General features: G+C 71.0%; 10 protein-coding genes. 8 read left to right on the top strand and 2 right to left on the bottom strand.

Annotated elements, in window-relative coordinates; translation table 11 throughout:
• Positions 1 to 19: 19 nt before the first annotated feature.
• The 5 genes from ACFYY7_RS33405 to ACFYY7_RS33385 all read left to right on the top strand — a co-directional run bounded on the left by ACFYY7_RS33405 (position 20) and on the right by ACFYY7_RS33385 (position 5,561).
• Complete coding sequence (locus ACFYY7_RS33405; RefSeq protein WP_388667572.1) at positions 20 to 1,288, top strand: MFS transporter; 1,269 nt, start codon at positions 20 to 22, stop codon at positions 1,286 to 1,288.
• A gap of 93 nt (positions 1,289 to 1,381) precedes the next feature.
• Positions 1,382 to 2,155, top strand: a complete 774-nt coding sequence (locus ACFYY7_RS33400) for a class I SAM-dependent methyltransferase (protein WP_388667571.1) — start codon at positions 1,382 to 1,384, stop codon at positions 2,153 to 2,155.
• 44 nt (positions 2,156 to 2,199) lie between these two features.
• Positions 2,200 to 2,943, top strand: a complete 744-nt coding sequence (locus tag ACFYY7_RS33395) for a methyltransferase domain-containing protein (protein ID WP_388667570.1) — start codon at positions 2,200 to 2,202, stop codon at positions 2,941 to 2,943.
• Between the two features lie 37 nt (positions 2,944 to 2,980).
• Entirely contained in the window at positions 2,981 to 4,822 is a 1,842-nt protein-coding gene (gene asnB, locus ACFYY7_RS33390) for an asparagine synthase (glutamine-hydrolyzing) (RefSeq protein WP_388667569.1), read from the top strand.
• A gap of 1 nt (position 4,823) precedes the next feature.
• Positions 4,824 to 5,561 carry a thioesterase II family protein gene (locus tag ACFYY7_RS33385; RefSeq protein ID WP_388667568.1) on the top strand — a complete coding sequence of 246 codons (738 nt, stop codon included), beginning with the start codon at positions 4,824 to 4,826 and terminating at the stop codon, positions 5,559 to 5,561.
• Between the two features lie 35 nt (positions 5,562 to 5,596).
• Here ACFYY7_RS33385 and ACFYY7_RS33380 read toward each other — a convergent pair whose 3' ends face one another.
• A complete protein-coding gene (locus tag ACFYY7_RS33380; protein ID WP_388667567.1) occupies positions 5,597 to 6,487 on the bottom strand; it encodes an SCO0930 family lipoprotein in 891 nt (296 codons plus the stop codon).
• A gap of 228 nt (positions 6,488 to 6,715) precedes the next feature.
• Positions 6,716 to 8,311 carry a hypothetical protein gene (locus ACFYY7_RS33375; protein ID WP_388667566.1) on the bottom strand — a complete coding sequence of 532 codons (1,596 nt, stop codon included), beginning with the start codon at positions 8,309 to 8,311 and terminating at the stop codon, positions 6,716 to 6,718.
• A gap of 158 nt (positions 8,312 to 8,469) precedes the next feature.
• On the opposite strand from ACFYY7_RS33375, the gene ACFYY7_RS33370 reads away from it, so the two are divergent.
• The 3 genes from ACFYY7_RS33370 (at position 8,470) to ACFYY7_RS33360 (ending at position 19,463) form a co-directional block, all read left to right on the top strand.
• Positions 8,470 to 14,571 (top strand): hypothetical protein, encoded by a 6,102-nt coding sequence (locus ACFYY7_RS33370; protein WP_388667565.1) that lies wholly within the window; start codon positions 8,470 to 8,472, stop codon positions 14,569 to 14,571.
• A 98-nt stretch (positions 14,572 to 14,669) separates the two neighbouring features.
• Positions 14,670 to 14,966 carry a hypothetical protein gene (locus ACFYY7_RS33365; RefSeq protein WP_388667564.1) on the top strand — a complete coding sequence of 99 codons (297 nt, stop codon included), beginning with the start codon at positions 14,670 to 14,672 and terminating at the stop codon, positions 14,964 to 14,966.
• Between the two features lie 108 nt (positions 14,967 to 15,074).
• Positions 15,075 to 19,463 carry an FtsK/SpoIIIE domain-containing protein gene (locus ACFYY7_RS33360; RefSeq protein WP_388667563.1) on the top strand — a complete coding sequence of 1,463 codons (4,389 nt, stop codon included), beginning with the start codon at positions 15,075 to 15,077 and terminating at the stop codon, positions 19,461 to 19,463.
• Positions 19,464 to 19,518 lie beyond the last annotated feature (55 nt).

Raw genomic sequence — 19,518 nt, 5'->3', positions numbered from 1 at the left:
TCCACCTGGAGCCACTGCAGTGCAAGAAGAGAAGAGCATCGAACCCGCCCACCCGCCGCTGACCCGGCAGGGCAATTTCGTGAAGCTCTGGACCGGACAGTCTGCGGCGCTCATCGGTTACGAGATCAGCGAGATGGCGCTCCCGCTCCTGGCCATCCTGGTCCTGCAGACCGACGCGGGGGAGCTCGGCATCATCGGTGCGGCCCGCTGGCTGCCGTTCCTGCTGTTCTCGCTGTGGGCCGGTGTCTGGATCGAACGGCGCCGGCGGATACCCGTGATGATCACGGCCGACCTGGCCCGCGCGGCGCTGATGATCGCCGTGGTGTCGCTCGCGCTGACGGACCTGCTGACGCTGCCGATACTGATCGCCGCGGTCTTCCTGCTCGGCGCGGGCACGGTGATGTTCGACATCAGCTACACCACCGTGCTCCCCAGCGTCGTGCCGCAGGAACAGCTGGTGAAGGCCAACGGATGGCTCCAGGCCTCGGGTTCGGTGGCACAGGTCGGCGGGCCCGGCCTCGCCGGTGTGCTCGTGCAGTGGCTCACCGCGCCGATCACCCTGCTCGGACAGGCGCTCAGCTTCCTGATCTCGGGCGGCTGCCTGGCCGCGATCCGGATCGACGAGAAGGTTCCCGAGCAGCCCGAGCACAGGCCGAACGGCCTCACCTCCCTCAAGGAGGGGCTCGCGATGGCCCTCGGGGATCCGGTGCTGCGCTCGCTGGTGGGCATCGGCGCGCTCTTCAACATGTTCAGCCAGTGGGTCGTGGCCATGTTCCCGCTGTTCGCCATCCGGGAGATCGGCCTCAGCGCCGGAACGATGGGCGCCGTTGTCTCCGCCGCCGCGGTGGGCGGACTCGTGGCCTCGATGACCGTGGGCCGGCTGAGCGAGCGCATCGGACCGGGGCGCGTCATCATCGCCTCCTCGGTGATCGCCTCGATCCCGTTCGCGCTGGTCGCGTTCAGCCCGGAGCGCCACGCCATCGCGATTCCCTGGCTCATCGCCAGCTTCGCGGTCGCCGGGTACGGCTGGACCATCGGCGGCATCATGATCACCAGCGTCCGGCAGGCCTACACCCCCAGGGCATTCCTGGCACGGGTGAACGCGACGTACCGCTTCCTGGGCTACGGGCTGGTGTCGGTCGGCGTCTTCGCCGGAGGTGTGCTCGGCGAGGCGACCAGCCTGCGCACCACCCTGCTCGTCGGCGCGATCGGGTCCATGACCGCCATCGTCTGGAGCACGTTGTCGCCGCTGCGCGGCCTGCGGAAGATGCCCGCCCAGGAGGCGTGACCCGCGCGGCGCCTTCCGCCCGCAGGCCCCGCCCGGAAGCCCTTGCCAGGGACGCACAGGAACTCGGAGGAACGAGGAACAATGAGCTCGGACATGATTGCGGCATTCGCCCTGGAGGCGGAGGTCTACGACGTACTGCCCTTCCGCGTCGACCAGCCCGACGTCGGTTTCTTCGTCGACCTGGCGAAGGAGACCGGCGGTCCGGTCCTCGAACTCGCCTGCGGCACCGGCAGGATCACCCTGCCGCTCGCCCGTGCGGCGGGCGAGGCGGTAGGCATCGACCTGGCCCCCGCGATGCTCGACAGGGCGCGGGCCAAGGCCAAGGACGAAGGCCTGGAGGGAACCGCGTCGTTCATCGAGGGCGACATGTGCACGGTGCGCCTGGAGCGGGAGTTCCCGCTCGTGATGATGGGCGGCCAGCCGCTGTTCTTCCTGGAGGACGACGACGCGCTGAGCGCGGCCCTGGAGACCGTACGCGCCCATGTCGCCCCTGGCGGACGCTGGGCGGCGGGGGTGCCCGTGCTGCGGGCGCCGGCCGTCGCCGACATGCAGAACAGGCTCCGCTTCACCTGCGAGGTGCGCCACCCCGTCACCGGCCGGCGAGTGGCGATCTGGGACGCGTCGAGCGTCGACGAGGTCCGCCAGATCGCCACCCGGCGACGCATCACGGAGACGCTCGACGAAGAGGGCCTGGTACTGGAGCGGCGGCACTCCACGCAGACGCTCTACTACCGCCACCCCGCCGAACTGCGCCGGCTGATCGAGCAGGCGGGCTTCCGCCTGGAGCGCACCTACGGCGGCTACGACAAGCGGCCCTTCGGGTCCGCCTCCGACTATCTCATCTGGGTCGCGACCAAGGAGGACTGAGTTCCCGCGCGCTCTGCTCCACCCCCTCAACGGAAGGTACCGAAATGACCGCACCGACCGAACTGAACGGACCCGCCGGAGCCGTCGTGGGCGACGGCATACAGGCGTCCAACGCCGGCTGGAACTTCGCGGGCGAAGCGAGCAAGAACTTCGACGGCCATGTCTCCAAGAGCGTTCCGCTGTACGACACCGGCCACGAACTCGTGGAGCGGCTCTCCGACTTCTTCGTCGGCCCCGACAGCACCGTCTACGACCTGGGCTGCTCCACCGGCAGCCTCACCGAGCGTCTCGCCCGCAGGCACGCGCACAAGTCGCCGCGCATCATCGGCGTCGACTGCGAGCAGGACATGGTGACCATCGCGCGGCGCAAGTGCCGTGACATCGACAGCATCGAGATCCAGCACCAGGACCTCTCCCAGGTCACCTGGGAGAAGGCGGACCTCGTCGTCATGTACTACACGCTGCAGTTCGTGCCGCCCAAGTTCCGCCAGACGGTGGTCGACGAGATCTATCAGGCCCTCAACTGGGGCGGCGCACTCCTGATGTTCGAGAAGGTCCGCGGCCCCGACGCCCGCTTCCAGGACGTGATGACCCAGCTCTACACCGAGTACAAACTCGAACAGGGCTACACCCCGGACGACATCGTCGGCAAGAGCCGCAGCCTCAAGCGGGTCCTTGAGCCCTTCTCCACGCAGGGCAACCTCGATCTGCTCTCCCGGGCCGGGTTCGTCGATGTGATGACCGTCCAGAAGTACGTCTGCTTCGAGGGATTCCTGGCGCTCAAGTGACGCACGGCCCCTCTTTCGACACTGCTGAAGGAATCAGATGAGCGGCATCACCGGCTGGGTGGACTTCACCCGCGACCTCACCGCCGAGGACGGCACCGTCCGGCGGATGACACAGAGTCTGACCCACCGCGGTCCCGACGGCTCCGGCCACTGGACCACCGGCCATGCGGCGCTCGGCCGGACCCGGCTCGCAGCCGCCGATCCGGGTGGGAGCGGCGAAGTGACCGTCGTCGCCGAGGACGGCGCCGAGCTGGTCGCGGCCGTCTGCACCGGGACCGTCTTCAACGCCGGTGACCTGCGGGCCGAACTGAGGGGCCGCGGGCACCGGCTGCGCACCGAGGGCGCCGCCGAACTCCTGGCCCGCGCCTACCTGGAGTGGGGCGAGTCGTTCGTCGACCGCCTGGTCGGCATGTACGCGATCGCGCTCTGGGATCTGCGCACCGAGGAACTGCTGCTGGTCCGCGACCGCATGGGGGTGGAGCCGCTCTACTACCACCGGGGCGCCTCCTTCCTGGTCTTCGGATCCGAGCCCAAGGCGGTCTTCGAGCACGGACAGTTGGAGCGGCGGCTCACCGCCGACGGGCTCCGGGAGATCATCTCCTCCGGCAAGACCCCCGGCCACGCCATCATGGACGGCCTGCACGAGCTGCGCCCCGGTCATCTGCTGCGCACCGGTCGGGACGGCGTCCGGACGTGCCGCTACTGGCAGTTGACCGCCGCGGAGCACGGCGACGACCTGGACACCACCGTCCGTACCGTGCGCGAGTTGCTCGCCGACGCCGTCGGCGAGCAACTGGTGGCCGACGGCCCGGTCTGCTCGCTGCTCTCCGGCGGACTGGACTCCAGTACGCTCACCGCGCTGGCCTCCTCCTGGTCCGCCGAGCAGGGCCGGGGCCCCTTCTCCACGTTCTCCGTGGACTTCGTCGGCTACGCCGACCACTTCCGCGCCAGCCACATGCGGGCCACACCCGACGGACCGTTCATCCGGGACGTCGTGGACCACTGCGGAACCGAGCACGCCACCCTGGTGCTCGACAGCTCCAGCCTGACCGACGCCGACGCCCGCGCGGGCGTCCTGCGGGCGATGGACCTGCCCATGGGCATGGGCGACCTCAGCACCTCCGGATACCTGCTCTTCCGGGCGGTCCGCGAACACAGCGCGGTGGTCCTCTCCGGCGAGTCCGCCGACGAACTCTTCGGCGGATACAGCTGGTTCCAGGACCCCGCCGTCGTCGAGGCCGACACCTTCCCGTGGCTGGCCCGGCACTTCGAGGACGACGCCTCCGGAGCGGGCCTGATGGACCCCGCCCTCTATGCCGAGCTGGACATCACCGGTTACCACGCCCGCCGCTACGAGGAGGCCCTGTCCGAGGTGCCCGTCCTGGCGGGGGAGAGCCGCCCGGAGCGGCGGATGCGCGAGATCACCTACCTCAACCTCACGCGCTTCTCCCAGATCCTGCTCGACCGGCGGGACCGCATGAGCATGGCCGCCGGCCTCCAGGTCCGCGTCCCGTTCTGCGACCACCGGCTCATCGAGTACGTCTACAACGTGCCGTGGAAGTTCAAGTCCTTCGACGGACACGAGAAGAGCCTGCTGCGGGCCGCCGCCCGCGATCTGCTGCCGGGCACGGTGCTCGGCCGGCGCAAGAGCCACTTCCCGCGCACCCAGGATCCCGCCTACGACGCCTCGGTCATCGCCGAGTTCGGCAAGATTGCCGGACGGCCGGACGCGCCGCTCACCGCGTTGCTCAACCCGGCGGCGGTCGCGGAGCTGGGCGCCGGGGGACCGGACTCCCTCGCGGGGGGACGCATCGTTCTGGAGGGTCTCGTTGAGATCAACAACTGGCTCGAAACCTACGATGTCGCCCTCGACGTCTGACGTGTCCGAGGAGACCTCGCTGGTCGTGGCGCTTCCGGCGGGCGGTGGGGGCGCGGGCATGTTCGCCCAGCTGCGCAAGGCCCTGCCCGCCGGCACCGGCCTGGTGGTTCCCGACCTGCCGGGCCGGGGCCGCCGCACGCGGGCGCCGCGCGAGCTCACCGTGCCCGGCCTCGCAGCCGAGCTGGCGGCCGAACTCGAACCGCGCATCGCCGGGCGCCCGTACGCCGTGTTCGCGACCTGCTTCAGCACCATCGTCGGGCTGGAACTCGTCTGGCAGCTCCTGGAGCGCGGCCTTCCGCCGACCCGTGCGCTGCTGGTCTCGGGCCGGCAGCCGCCCGACGTGGCCCCGCCCTTCGAAGCCCTGGACAAGCTGTCGGACGAAGAGGTCCTCGACGGGATGCGCCGCTTCTGGCCGTCGGAACTCGACTGGGAGTCCATGCCCGCGGCCCTGCACGACATCCTGCTCCGCCAGACGCGCCGCGACAACGAGCTCGGCCTCGGGTACGTCCACGAACCCCGGGGCCCGCTCCCCGTCCCGGTCATCGCCTACCAGGGCATGGACGATCCGGGAGTGACCGTCCCGGAACTCTCGGACTGGGGCGCGCACACCTCGGTCTCCTTCACGCTCCGTGTCGTTCCGGGGGGCCACTACTTCTACATGACCCACACCGACCGGCTGGCCGGGGAGCTCGGCGCGCTCCTGGCCGGGCCCCCCGGCCAGGACGACCGGGTGTCCTGAGCGTGCCGGCCCGGTCCCGGACCGGGCCGGCACGACTACTTGGCCAGCTTGCCGTTGGGCCGCACCGTGAACCAAGTGCCGTTCACACCATTGCCGTTGGTGTCACCGGGCTTCTCGTCGCCGGTGTACCAGTAGAGCGGCCAGCAGTCGATGCTGAGCTGCTTCGTGCCGTCGGAGCGGGTGTACGGGCTGAGCAGCTTCGGGTCGATGCCCTTGATGTTCTTCTTGTCGACGAGCCCGGCGGGCTTCCACTTCTCCAGGCAGGCGCCCTGGCAGTTGGACTTCATCGGCCAGGCGGTGTCCTTGGTGAAGCGGTAGAGCGTACGCCCCTTGCCGTCGCGGACGATCGTGCCGCGCTCCTCGTCGTCGACCGTGGACAGAGCGGGCAGGTCCTTCGGCTCGCTCGGGGCCTCCTGCGCCTGTGCCTTCGCCTTCGTGCCGTCGGGCGCGGCCGAGAACCAGGTGCCGCCGACGCCCTGCCCGCGGGTCTGCCGGGGCGCCGTGTCCTGCGCGTAGCGGTACAGCGGCCATCCCGCGAGCGTGAGCTGCCTCGTGCCGTCCGCGCGCTTCACCGAGCCGAGCAGCCCGGGGTCCATGCCGCGGCCCGCCTTCGCACCGTCGGCGAGCACCGGCGGCCAGGCCGCGGCGCAGTCGCCCGCGCAGTTGGAAGCGGGCGGCTTCGCCTTGTCCTTGTCGAAGCGGTACAGGGTGAAGCCCGCGCCGTCCGTCACGACCGGGCCCAACTGCTCGCTCTTCCAGACGCTGAGGCGGCCCGCCTGCGAGGGCTGCGCACCGTTGCCCGTCGCGGCGGCGCGCCCGGCGGAGCCGGTGGTGGTCGCCGCCGTGCCCTGGGAGCTTGTGCAGGCCGCCGTCAGCATGACCGCGGCGACCGTGAATACGACCGGGACGTAGGTGAATTTACGCATGGGTATCCCTCTTTCGGAAATCTTGGGGAATCTGCTTCTCGCTGAAGTGCAGAAGTGCTGAAGTGCTGAAGTAATGGCCCGCCCCGGCAGCAGGGGAGGAGTCGGCCGACTGCCGGGGCGGAGTTTCTGGTCCCGGAATTCCATCTGGCCGGTCACTGTCACTGTGAAAACGGCCGCTGTGGCGGGGAGGTTCAATTCCCGGGAAATCTTTTGACGGGCCGCGAGCCGTCAGACCCGCCCCGTGCCCGCCCCCGCCAACGTCTGCGTGGGAACGACCACCCGCAGACCGAGTACGCCCAGGTCGACGCTGCCGTCGCTCTCCGCGTACCACCGCCAGTGCGCCCCCGGTACGTCGCCCACCGTCAGCACGATCCAGCCGCCGCCCTCGGACCCGGTGAGGTCCGCGAGCGCCCGCGCCTCCTCGGCGGTCGGCGCGTCCTGGAGGACGACGAACCCGGTGACCTCGCCCGTACGGGCGGCGCCACGCACCAGGCCGACGCCCAGATCCTCGGCGGAGTTGAGAATCTCCTCGGGGGCCTTGCCCTTCACCTCCGACACGGAGCGGACCCGGACCAGACCGTTGAGGCCGGGCAGGGCGCTCGCCCCCGGGTCCACCGAGACCACCACCGTGCTCTGCCGCGGCAGTTCGAGCAGCCCGCGCACCAGCGCCGCCACGGTGTCCTGGGCGACGACGAGGTCACCGCTGACGCTCAGCGCGCCGTTGATCTGCCCGAGGTCCACCATGACCTGCGCGCCCCGCTCGCTCACCCCGATCCGGGCGAGATGCGGCAGCGCGAGCGTCACGTCGGCCGCCGGATCGCCCTCGATGACGGAGGGAAGTCCGGTGCGCTCCCAGCGATTCGGTTCGAGCGCGGTCCACGGCACGGGCGCCGTGTGCGCCCCCGACACCGACGCGAGCAGCTTCGTGGGTTCGGCCAGGACGCTGTAGACCCGTACCGGACGCTCCGCCTCCGCAGCGTCGGCGGGGATCAGTTCGCGCAGCGCCTGCCGCACCACCACCGGCGTACGGGTGTCCGCCGCGAGCCGTCGCGCGAGCGCGCCCCGCCGACGCCGCCGCAGCGCGAGAGCCAGGCCGCGCGGCAGCCGAGGCCGCAGCACCCGGGCGGCCCGCGCGATCCCGGAGCCGGTGGCGCGCACGGCCCGGCCGATCGGACGCCGTGCGACGATCACCACGGTCAGTACGGCGACGCCGGCGACACCCCCGATCAGCCAGGGCGACCCGACCCGGTCGCCCAGCCCGGCGAACGGTCCCGAGCCCCGGCCGGCCGCGGCGCGGGGCGCGGGGGAGGCGCTCCGTGCGGGGGGCTTCGCCGCGTCGGCGTTCTCCTCGGGCAGCACACCGAACTCCACGCCGGACCCGTCCGCGTCCTCGGGCAGGATCAGCGGGAAGCCCGGGGTCAGCTGGTCGGGACTCACGAAAGCCGAACCGTCCGGCAGCTGGCGCCCGCTGTTGAGGACCAGGATCTCCTCGAACCGGTCGCCGTCGCCGAGGGTGCGCTGCGCGATCCCGAACAGCGTCTCCTGCTCGCCGCCGTTCTCCTGAGCGGACTTGACCACGTAGTACTTCGTCACCTCGTCGGCCCGCAGCGCCCGGGAAGGCTGTGCCTGCACGGCGGCCGGAGCCGGTGCGGAGTCCAGAGCCCGTACGGATTGCGGAGCCCGTACCGGTCCCAGAGCCTGCGCAGATGCGGGCAGCGCCAGCCAGGTGACGGCCACCAGGCCGCACACCGCCGTCACCCGTGCCGTCGTGCGCCACGGCGCAGGCCGCCGTGTTTCGTTCGTCGTCCTCGGGGCGTCGCGCATCTTTCTCGTCCTCCTCCGTACGGGGCCTGGTGACGCGCACTGCTGATGCGTCGGCCGTCACACGCACGGAACCCCGGGGCGGTTCAACGAGCTGAACCGAAACGTCGAACACCCCGTTAGGAGGTGCCGAACGGGCTTGTAGCCGGGAGGAGTTGGACATGGCGCGTCGGCATGCAACGGGCTGGGAGGTGCTCGGGTTCGGGGAGGATCCGACCCCCGGGAACCCGGAGGCGATCAGAACACTGGCCAAGACCTATCAGGAGCTGAGCGAAGGAGCCGGCGAGGCGGTCGAGCTGCTGCGCGACGACGGGGCGCTGCGCCGCGGCAAGGGCCAGACGATGGACGCCCTGAAGACGCGCATCACCAAGGACCTGCCGGGGCTTCTGGAGAAGACCAGGGACTCCTTCCGCACCGCCGCGGGCGCCTACGACGAGTACGCGAACACCCTGACCACCGCCCAGGACCTGCTGGACCGGGCCATAGACCAGGGCCAGGAGGTCGCCGCCACCGCGAAGACGGAGGTCCCGGCGCTCGCGGCGGACGCCACCCCGGAGCAGGCCGAGACCCACCAGACGCAGCAGGGCGAGGTGAACGCCGCGAAGGAGGCGCTGTCCGCCGCCGAGGAGCTCGGCCGCATGGCGCAGCGGGTGCGCGAGGACGGGTCCGAAAAGGCGACGATCGTCCTCGATGACGCCGCCGAACAGGCCATTCCCGCACGGGACTTCGTGAAGGTGATGGGTGACTTCCTCGCGGACAACCCGCTGGTGGAGATCATCGCGGGTGTCATCATCGGCATCGTCGCCGTGTTCTTCCCGGTCGTGGGTCTCATCCTGGGCGCGATCCTGTTCGCGGTGTCGGTGATCCGGATGGTGTCGCAGGGCAAGATCGACGCCGGTGAGATCATCATCGGCCTGCTCACCCTCGTACCCGGTGGCGTGCTGCTCGGCGGGCTCGGGAAGATCGTCGGGGCGGCGGGCAAGCTGGCGAAGCTCGCGCCGTTCCTGGCCAAGGTGGGCAAGGGCGTCGGGACCGCTTCGGGGGCGGTCTCGACGGCCCTGAAGAACTCGACGTTCATCCGCAAGATCATCGACCCGCTGTCCAAGGGACTCGTGGGTCTCAAGGCGTCCCCCGGTCTGGCCCTCGGTGCCAAGTTCGCGATAGACGTGACCACCGAGTTCAGCCTCGGCTTCCTGGCAAGCGGGCTCACGGCGTGGATCGACGGGAAGAAGTTCGACGCGGCCTCGGCCGCCAAGGGCGCCGCGCTCGGCGCCGCCACGGCCGGTGCCCTCACCCTGTTCGGCGGGACGAAGTTCGCCACCAGCATCAAGGACGCCTTCACCACCAAGGGCAAGTTCAAGAGCAACATCGACAAGGCGTTCTCCGTGAACAGCCTCGGTGTCGTCGACGGCAAGTTCAAACCCGGCAACGTCCTGTTCAACGACACCAAGGGCGGGCAGAAGACCGGCTTCCACGGCATCAACGGCCAGACCAAGTCGGACCCCACCACGGGCGAGGTCAAGACGAAGGTCACGACCCCCGACGGTGCGAAGACCGAAACGAAGATCACTCCGCCCGGTCCCAAAGCCGACCAGGTCGAAGCCCCCGACGACCTGCCCTTCGGAGTTCCGGGGCCCGAGACGTCGACGACCACCACGACACCGGACGGGTTCACGTCGACGACCGCGAACGGCACGAACACCATCAAGAGCCCGGACGGGGACGTCATCACCTCGAACGGCAACACGACGACGATCAGCACTCCGGTCCAGGGCCCGACCACGAAGGAGCAGATCATCGGAGGGCTCGGCGGCGAGTTCGCGCCCGCGCAGTCGGAGAAGCCCGCGCTCTCCACGGAGCTGGGACCGAACGGCGGCTTCACGACCTCGGGACCGTTCGGCGAGGTCTCCAAGGGGCCGGACGGCACCACGACGTTCAGCTCGCCCGGTGGTGACGGCGGTGGTCCCACGCCGGAGTTCACCGTGAACAACAACACGATCTCCACCCCGAACGGCGTCACCCTGACCGACAACGGCGGCTCCACGACGGTGGGTGGTGGCGGGCTCACCACGGACAACACGAACGGCGTCAACTCGGTCTTCAACGGCCCCCCGGCGGGTCAGCCGGTGGCGACCCACAACCCCGCCGACGGCAATGTCGACATCAACTTCGGCAACACCACGCTCAACGGCAACACGGGGAACCCCGGGGGTGGATTCGCCCTGCCGGACGGCACGCAGGCCAACGTCGGCAACAACGGCAACGTGAGCGTCGTCAACGGAGACGGCGGTGGCCAGAACGTCAACCTGCCCCCGGCCAACGCGGGCGGCCCGGTCACCTTCACCGACACCAACGTCAGTACCAGCATCCCCCCGGGCGGCGGCGCCACCATCATCACGCCGGGCGGGCCCGCGACCACGCTCGACCACACCGGGTTCACGGTGAACACCGGCGGCCCCACCCCCGACACGGTGCAGTTCAACGGGCCGGGCAACTCGCTCGACGTGACGCCGCCCGGCGGTCAGCCGCAGGTCTCGGTGGGCCCGGACGGCTCCATCACCACCGGCAACATCAACACCGACGGGGGTGGCGGCGGTACGGCCACCGGCGGCGGGGGGAACGTGGCGTTCTCGCCGGCCGACATCAAGTTCGGCACGCCCGACGGCGGGACGCTCACCGTCAACCCGCAGGGCCAGTTCGACCTGAACCCCTCCGGCACCCAGCCGCCGGTCACGGTCAACCCGAACGGGGACATCGCCGTGGGCCCGTCCGGCGCCGCCCCGGTCACCTTCAACGGCCCCGACGGCACCGCCGTCACCACCAAGCCCGGCGGCGGCCTCGACGTGACGCCGCCCGGCGGTCAGCCGCAGGTCTCGGTCGGCCCGGACGGCGGCGTCGCCGTCAACGGCATCACCACGGACGGCAACGGCGGCGGCACGGCCACCGGCCCCGGCGGCAAGGTCGACTTCTCGCCGTTCGACATCAAGTTCAGCGCCCCGGACGGCACGACGTTCACCATCAACCCCAACGGCAAGTTCCACGTCGACGGGATCAGCCACGGCGCGGACGGCGTCACCATCGGCGGCTCGACCACGGTCAACAACGACGGCTCGGCGAGCATCGCGCACGGCGACCAGGAGATCAACGTCGCCGCCGACGGCACCATCACGGCCAACGACGCGCAGGGCAACCCGGTCCCGCCGGCCGTGCCGCAGCCGACCCCCGGAAATCCGGTGAACGCGGGCAACACCACCATCTCCGTGGACAACGGCGGCGGCCACTCGGTCACCGTCCACGGCCAGAACGGCACCACGGTCACGGTCGGCGGCAACGGCACCACGACCGTCAACCATGGTCCGATCCAGGCGAGTCACGGCCCGAACGGCATCAGCGGCAGCGTGGGTACCGGCAGTCCGATCCAGGCCGGCCAGGGCCCGAACGGTGTCACGACCGTCAGCCAGAACGGTACGTCGGTGAGTACGGGCGGAAACGGCCCGACCACGGTCGGACCGCAGGGCGGGCCCGCCTCGGTCACCGTAAAACCGCCCACGGGCCAGGCCCCCGCCCAGGTCACCACCGCCGACGGCAGCACCACCAGCGTCCACGGCGACGGCACCGTCACCAAGTCGGCGCCCGCCGGAGCCGGCAGCCAGACGGTCAACACGGGCGGTCCGGGCAACACCACGGTCACGGTCGGCGGCAACGGCACCACGACCGTCAGCAATGGCCCGATCCAGGCGAGTCACGGCCCGAACGGCATCAGCGGCAGCGTGGGCACCGTCAACCCGGTCCAGGCCGGCCAGGGCCCGGACGGCGTCACGACCGTCAGCCAGAACGGTACGTCGGTGAGTACGGGCGGAAACGGCCCGACCACGGTCGGACCGCAGGGCGGGCCCGCCTCGGTCACCGTAAAACCGGCCGACGGGGCCAACCCGACGCAGGTCACCACCTCCGGCGGCAGTAGCACCACCCTGACGGGGAACGGCGCCAAGACGGACGTCAACGGCACCAACACCGCGAACAGCACGATCAACAACGACGGCACCATCAGCAACAACGCCCCGGCGGGCCCCAACAGCACGGTCACCACCGGACCGAACGGCACCACCGCCTCCGACAACAACGGCAACTTCGGTGTGGACAACACCGGCACCGTCACCAACGGCCCGGTCACCATCACCGCCAACACCGACGCCGCCAACAACCCCGTGGCCACCTTCACCGACACCGGAGCCGGTGCGCAGGCCGATGTAGGCACCAACGGCGTCAGCACCCAGGGCGTCAGCACCACAGTCGACCCGGGCGGCACCGTCACCTTCACCCACCACCAGACACCCGGCGGTCCGGCCACGACCGTCAACTCGGGCCCCGACGGCACGATCACCGCGCAGACCCCCGACGGGGCCGAGGCAAAGGTGCCGCCGCCCCCGAACCCCGCGGTCGGCCCACCGCCCCCAGGCGGCGCACCCGCACCGGCCCCCAGCACGATCACCAACAACAACGGGGCCACCGTCTCGACGGACGGGCAGAACACCACGTTCACCGGCGACGGGTTCACGACCACCATCGGCAACGACGGCACCGGCCCGGCCACCACCACCGTCCACCACGACTCCGGCGTCAGCCACACCGTCGACAACAACGGCCAGGCCACGGTCAACAACTCGCCGAGCGGCGCCGCCATCACCGGCACCAACAACCAGGTGACGGTGAACACCCCGCAGCAGGAAGGCTGGGGCCTGTTCGGCAAACCGGACATGACAGGTGGCCAGAACACCCTGTCCAACGGCCCGGACGGTCCCACGATCACCACACAGGGCGCCGACCCGGTCCACGAGCCCGGCAGCACTGTCGTGCACGGCCCGAACACGGGCGGACCCGAGGGCGAATTCTCCGTCACGTACGGACCGGCCACCGGCACCTTCGCGCCCGGCGGCGTCACCGGCCTCGGCCCCTCCGGCACCCACTTCGACCCGGCCACCAATCTCCCCGTCGACACGGCGGGCAACCCCATCGGCAACAACCCCGGCGACACCACCATCAGCACCGTCACCGGCGACGGCAACAGCGGCATCACCGTGCCCACGCCCGGGGGCGGCCCCGTCGTGCACCACGACGGCTTCTACGGCGGCAACACAAGCGTCGGCACCGGCAACAGCTCCCTCGGCAAGAGCCCCGGCGACGTGGAGAACGCCGGTACGCCGGGCCAGAAGTCCGACATCCTGGACGGCCCGCACAACCCCTTCAACCTCGGCCCCGCGCCCGGCCCCGAGACCTTCACGTTGGGCGGCAACGGCGGCGGGCCCTCCGTGGACGTCCCGGTCGGCGGCAAGGGCGACTCCACCGTCCACAACGGCCCGTTCGACGTGAAGGCCAACGGCGACGGCTCCTTCGACGTGTCCGTGCCCGGCAGCAACCAGCCCGGTGACAAGGTCACCGTCGGACCGGACGGCACCCTCACCGGGCCCGGCGTGGCTCCGGGGGCGCAACCCGGAGCAGGACAGGAAGGGCCCGCCGGACCCCCGCAGGTCACCTTCAGCAACAACACCACCGTCACCGGCGGGCAGGGCACGGCGCCCGTCGTCACCCCCGACGGCGGCGGCGCCACCACCACCTTCGCCAACGGCGCCGCCACCACCACCAGTCAGACGGGCAACGTCACCATCACGCAGAACCCCGACGGCAGCACCACGTTCGGCAACACCGCGGGCGGCGAGAACACCACGTTCACCATCACCGAGGACGGCGTGGAAGGCACCGTCACCACGACCGACAACAACGGCAACCAGACCACGTTCGACGTCTTGGTCAACAACAACGGCTCCGTGCAGGTGAAGGACGCCAACGGCAAGACCCTCACCGAGGTCGACGCGAACGGCTCCTTCAACGAGCAGCACACCCCGATCCACGACTACCACGCCTACGCGGGTGGCCCCACCTCCGTCACCGAGCTCCACGAATACGGCTACGAGGCCCTCACCAGCATCCTCAAGGGCGCCGTCGGCCAGGCCGTCAGCGTCGGCTACGAGGTGGGCGCCAACGGAGCCGACGCACAGACCACCCTGGAGAACGCGGGCATCAAACTCGGCTACGGCGTGGGCAATTCCCTGGCCGGCAAGAAGGTCGAGAACGACCACGGATTCAAGACCAAGGGACCCGAGGTGCCCCTCGCCTCGCTTCCCACGAAGACCCTCGGCGCCGTCAACTCCAACCAGGACACCGAATTGGCGAATCCGCCGGAAGAAGCCCCCATCAAGGTCTGAACCGAATGACTGCACCCCTCGTGTGTAGGGCGCGGGTCCACGAACTGCTCCATGAAATGCCCATCCGCACAACCGACTTGGAAACGGGAGAAATTCCGATGGCCGATTACATCGTCAACGACGAGAAGACCAGCGCCTGCGCCACGCAGACCATGAACGAGTACGAGATCGCGGTCGCCCAGCTCAACAAGATCAAGGCCGACCTGGACGCGCTCACCGCCGACGGCTACAACACCCCGTCGGCGAGGAACGACTTCCAGCCCTTCGTGCAGGAGTACACGGACAACTACGGCAAGGTCACCGAAGGCCTCACGGGCATCTCCGAGTACATCAAGAAGTACGGCGAGGGCATGACCCAGTTCGACTCCGAGATGGGTTCCAGCCTCCGCAAGTGACCCCGCGCGGACGTCGGCCGGGCCGGCCCCCCTCTCCGGTCCGGCCCGGCCGGCTTTCCCGCACCCCCGCCAACCCCTGGTGACCCCCGTGCCCAAGGAGCACTGACGATGCGTCTGACCGTCACCGCCGTCGACCCGGAGCAGGGTCAGACCGCGGACATCATGATCGAGGCCGACCCCGAGGCCCCCGCGGGTGAACTCGCCGAGCAACTGCACCGGCGGCTGCGCGGCGGCACCCCGAAGGCACCGCCCGTCCTGTACCACGGGGCCACCCCGCTCCCCGCCGACCAGCCGGTGGCCGCCGCCGAACTGCGCTCCGGCAGCCTGCTGTCCCTGGACGCTCCCGCGCCCGAGGCGGGCCCGGAGCCGGACGGCGTCGTGGAACTGCGCGGCGTCGGCGGCGCCGACGCCGGAGTGGTGTTCCGGCTACCGCCCGGCGACTACGAGATCGGCTCAGCCGCGTCCTGCCGCATCCAGCTCCGCGCCGAAGGGCTCGCGAAGACCGCGGCGCGCCTGAAGGTGCACGCCGACGCCACCGCGACCGTGCGTTCCGTCGACCAGGACGGCGTCACATGCGACAGAACCGAGGCGCGGGACTGGACCGCATGGCCGCTCGGCGGCGTCCTCACCATCGGCCCGGCCCTGCTGGAACTGGCCGCGCCCTCCGTGCCCGACGCCGCCCTCCAGCCCTCCGACGACGGCGTGGGGCTCGACTACAACCGGCCGCCCCGGCTGCTGCCCCCGCCCGTCAACAACCGCTTCCAGCTCCCCGTGCCGCCCGGGAAACCCACCCGCAACAAACTCCAACTGATTCTGATCTTCGCGCCGTTGATGATGGCCGGCGTCTCGTTCGTCATCTTCAACAACCCCAGATTCCTGGTCTTCGGCTTTCTCTCCCCGGTCGTCGCACTCATCTCCCAGTTCTCCAACAAGCGCCGGGGCAAGGAGAGTTACGAGGACCAGCTCAAGGAGTACGAGGAGAAGAAGGCCGCACTGGAACAGGACGTGGACGAGGCGGTGCTCGCCGAACAGCACGCCCGGCGCCTCGCTGCCCCGGACCCGGCGTCGGCCCTCCTGATCGCCACCGGCCCGCGTCAGCGGCTGTGGGAGCGCCGTTGGCGCGACAGCGACTTCCTGCTGATGCGGCTCGGCGTCGCCGACCGCCCCGCCTATGTGGAGCTCCAGGACCCCGCCGAGCCGGAACACCGCCGCAGGGTCGACCGCACCACGCACGCCGTGCCCGTGACCGTGCCGCTGCGCGCCGCCGGGGTCATGGGCGTCGCCGGCGGCGTCACCGCCGAGCCGCTGGTGCGCTGGCTGATCGCCCAGGCCGCCGTCCTGCACAGCCCCTCCGACCTGCGGATCTGTGTACTGTCCGGCACCAGTGGCGCGGACCGCTGGTCCTGGGTGCACTGGCTGCCGCACTGCGCGCCCCTCGGTGAGGACACCATCTCCCTGGTCGGCGCGAGCGCCGAGTCCGTGGGCCGCCGCATCGCCGAACTCACCGCCGTGATCGCCGCCCGGCAGGGGGCCGGCGACCGGGCACCGCGCGGCGGCGCCGCGGGCGAACCCGACGTCCTGGTCGTCCTCGACGGAGCCCGGAGACTGCGCTCCCTGCCCGGCGTCATCCAGATCCTCCGGGACGGACCGGCCGTCGGCGTGTACGCGCTGTGCGTGGACGACGAGGCCCGGCTCCTGCCCGAGGAGTGCCGCGCCGTGGCCGTGGCCGGGCCGAAGTGGCTGCGCGCCGAGCAGGACAGCGCCGACCCCGTCGACGAGGTCCGCATGGACGCGCCGACCCGCTCCTGGTGCGTGGGCGTGGCCCGCGCGCTCGCGCCGATCCGCGACGTGGGCGACGACGCCGACGAGAACCTGCTGCCCGCCTCCGCCCGGCTCCTGGACGTACTCGGTCTCGAACCGCCCACCCCCGATGCCGTCGCCGCGCGCTGGGTGATCGCCGCCCGCAGCACCCGCGCCGTGCTCGGAGAGGGCGTGGACGGTCCGTTCGCCGTCGATCTGGCCGCCGACGGGCCGCACGGCCTGATCGCGGGCACCACCGGATCCGGCAAGTCCGAACTGCTCCAGTCCCTCGTGGCGAGCCTCGCCGTCGCCAACCGGCCGGACGAGCTGAACTTCGTGCTCGTCGACTACAAGGGCGGCAGTGCCTTCGCCGAGTGCGAGGACCTGCCGCACACCGTCGGCATGGTCACCGACCTGGACACCCACCTCGTGGAACGGGCCCTGGTGTCCCTCGGCGCCGAACTGAAGCGACGCGAGCACATCCTCGCGGAGGCCGGGGCCAAGGACATCGACGACTACACCGACAAGCGCACCCGCCGTCCCGGACTCGCCCCCATGGCCCGGCTCGTCCTCGTCATCGACGAGTTCGCGTCGATGGTGCGGGAACTTCCCGACTTCGTCTCCGGACTCGTCAACATCGCCCAGCGGGGCCGCTCCCTCGGCATCCACCTGATCCTCGCCACCCAGCGGCCCTCCGGCGCGGTCACCGCCGACATCCGAGCCAACACCAACCTGCGGATCGCGCTGCGAACCACCGACACCGGCGAGAGCCGCGACATCATCGACGCCCCCGACTCCGGGCAGCTCTCGCCCCGCACCCCCGGCCGCGCCCACGCCAGGCTCGGCCACGCGGCGCTGCTGCCGTTCCAGACCGGCCGGATCGGCGGCCGCCGCCTCGACGCGTCGGCCACGGACGAGGACCGCCCGGCGCCGGTGCTCACCGAACTCCACTGGGAGGCCCTCGGCGCCCCGATGCCGAGGCCCCAGGCACAGGAGGACACCTTCCAGCCGGTCACCGACCTGTCGGTCCTGGTCGACGCGGTACGCGACGCGGCCACCCAGCTCTCCGTACCGTCCGCCCGCCGCCCCTGGCTGCCCCCGCTGCCCGACGTCCTCACCCTCGCCGACCTGCCCGCGCGGCCCGAGGCGGCCGAGGCCGGGCGGCTCACCCCGGTGGCGTACGGCCTGGTGGACGTGCCCACCGAGCAGGCGCAGCGTCAACTCGCCTTCGATGCCGACGAGATGGGCCATCTGTACATCATCGGCTCGCCGCGCAGCGGTCGCTCCCAGGCGCTGCGGACCCTCGCCGCTGCTCTCGCCGGCGCGCACGGCTGCGCCGACGTCCACCTGTACGGCCTCGACTGCGGCAACGGCGCCCTCCAGGCCCTCGGCGGACTGCCGCACTGCGGTGCCGTGGTGGACCGGGGCCAGGTCGAACGGGTGACCCGCCTCCTGAACCGCCTGGTCGCCGAGGTCGGGCGGCGCCGTGAACTCCTCGGCAGGAGGGGCGTCGCCGACCTCACCGAGCTGCGCCGCGTCCTGCCCGAGACGGAGCGGCCCCCGCACATCCTGCTGCTCGTCGACCGGTTCGAGGCGTTCGAGCGGGACTTCGCCAACTACGACCAGGGCAGCCTGATGGACGCCATGACCCTGTTGATGCGCGAGGGCGCGAGCGTCGGCCTGCACCTGGTCATGACCGGCGACCGCATCCTCGGTCAGAACCGGTTCTCCTCCACCACCGAGGACAAGCTGGTCCTGCGCCTCAACGACCGCACCGACTACTCCATGGTGGGCCTCCACTCCCGCGACGTCCCCGAGGAACTCCCGGCCGGTCGCGGTGTCCTCGCCAAGGAGACCGACAGCGCTCAGATCGCGTTGATCCCCGGGAGCGACGGCACCGACGCCACCGGCGCGGGCCAGGCCCAGGCACTCGGCGTACTCGCCGAACGGGTCGGGGAACGCGACGCCGACGTGGCCGCCGAGCGCAGGCCGTTCCGCGTGGACGTCCTGCCCGACGAGCTGGACTTCGCGGACGCCCTCGCCCGCAAGCCGCACAGGGTCTCCCCGCTGTGGGCGATGGTCGGCGTCGGAGGCGACGAACTCGCAGCCATCGGCACCGACTTGTCGCAGGTGCCGTCCTTCGTGGTCGCCGGTCCGCCGAGGTCGGGCCGCAGCACGGTGCTGCTCACCATGGCGAAGTCGCTGACCGCGGCCGGCACGAAGATCGTGGTGATCGCCCCGCGCAACTCGCCGCTGCGCCACCTCGCCGGACGGCCCGGCGTCGTGGAGGTCTTCACCGACGCCGACGTCGCGGTCGCCGACTTCCGCGCCGCACTCGGCAAGGTGGACAGCCCCGCCGGAGCCATCCTCGTCGACGATGCCGAAATGATGATCAACTCCGAGCTCGACACCGACTTCGTCGCGCTCGCCCGCGGCAGCGCCGGGGACGGCTGGGGCCTGATCATGGCCGGCAACAACGAGGCGCTGCTCGGCGGCATCGGCGGCTGGCAGGCCGCCGTACGCCGCAACCGCTGCGGCGCCCTGCTCGCGCCCCGCCTGATGGGCGACGGCGAACTCGTCGGCGCCCGGCTGCCACGCGGCCTGATGGGACAGGACAGCGAACCCGGCCGCGCCCACCTGCAGCTCGGCGACGGCCGCTTCACCACGGTCCGTGTGCCCGCGACGACGGTGGACTGACCGGCGGCACGGCGTACGGCGCCATCGCGTACCGCACCACAGAGCAAGGCGAGAA

This window comes from Streptomyces sp. NPDC001933 (genome assembly GCF_042890955.1).
GTDB lineage: Bacteria > Actinomycetota > Actinomycetes > Streptomycetales > Streptomycetaceae > Streptomyces.
Note: the sequence above shows the minus strand (reverse complement) of the source record. Positions and strands in the feature narration are given on the sequence as shown.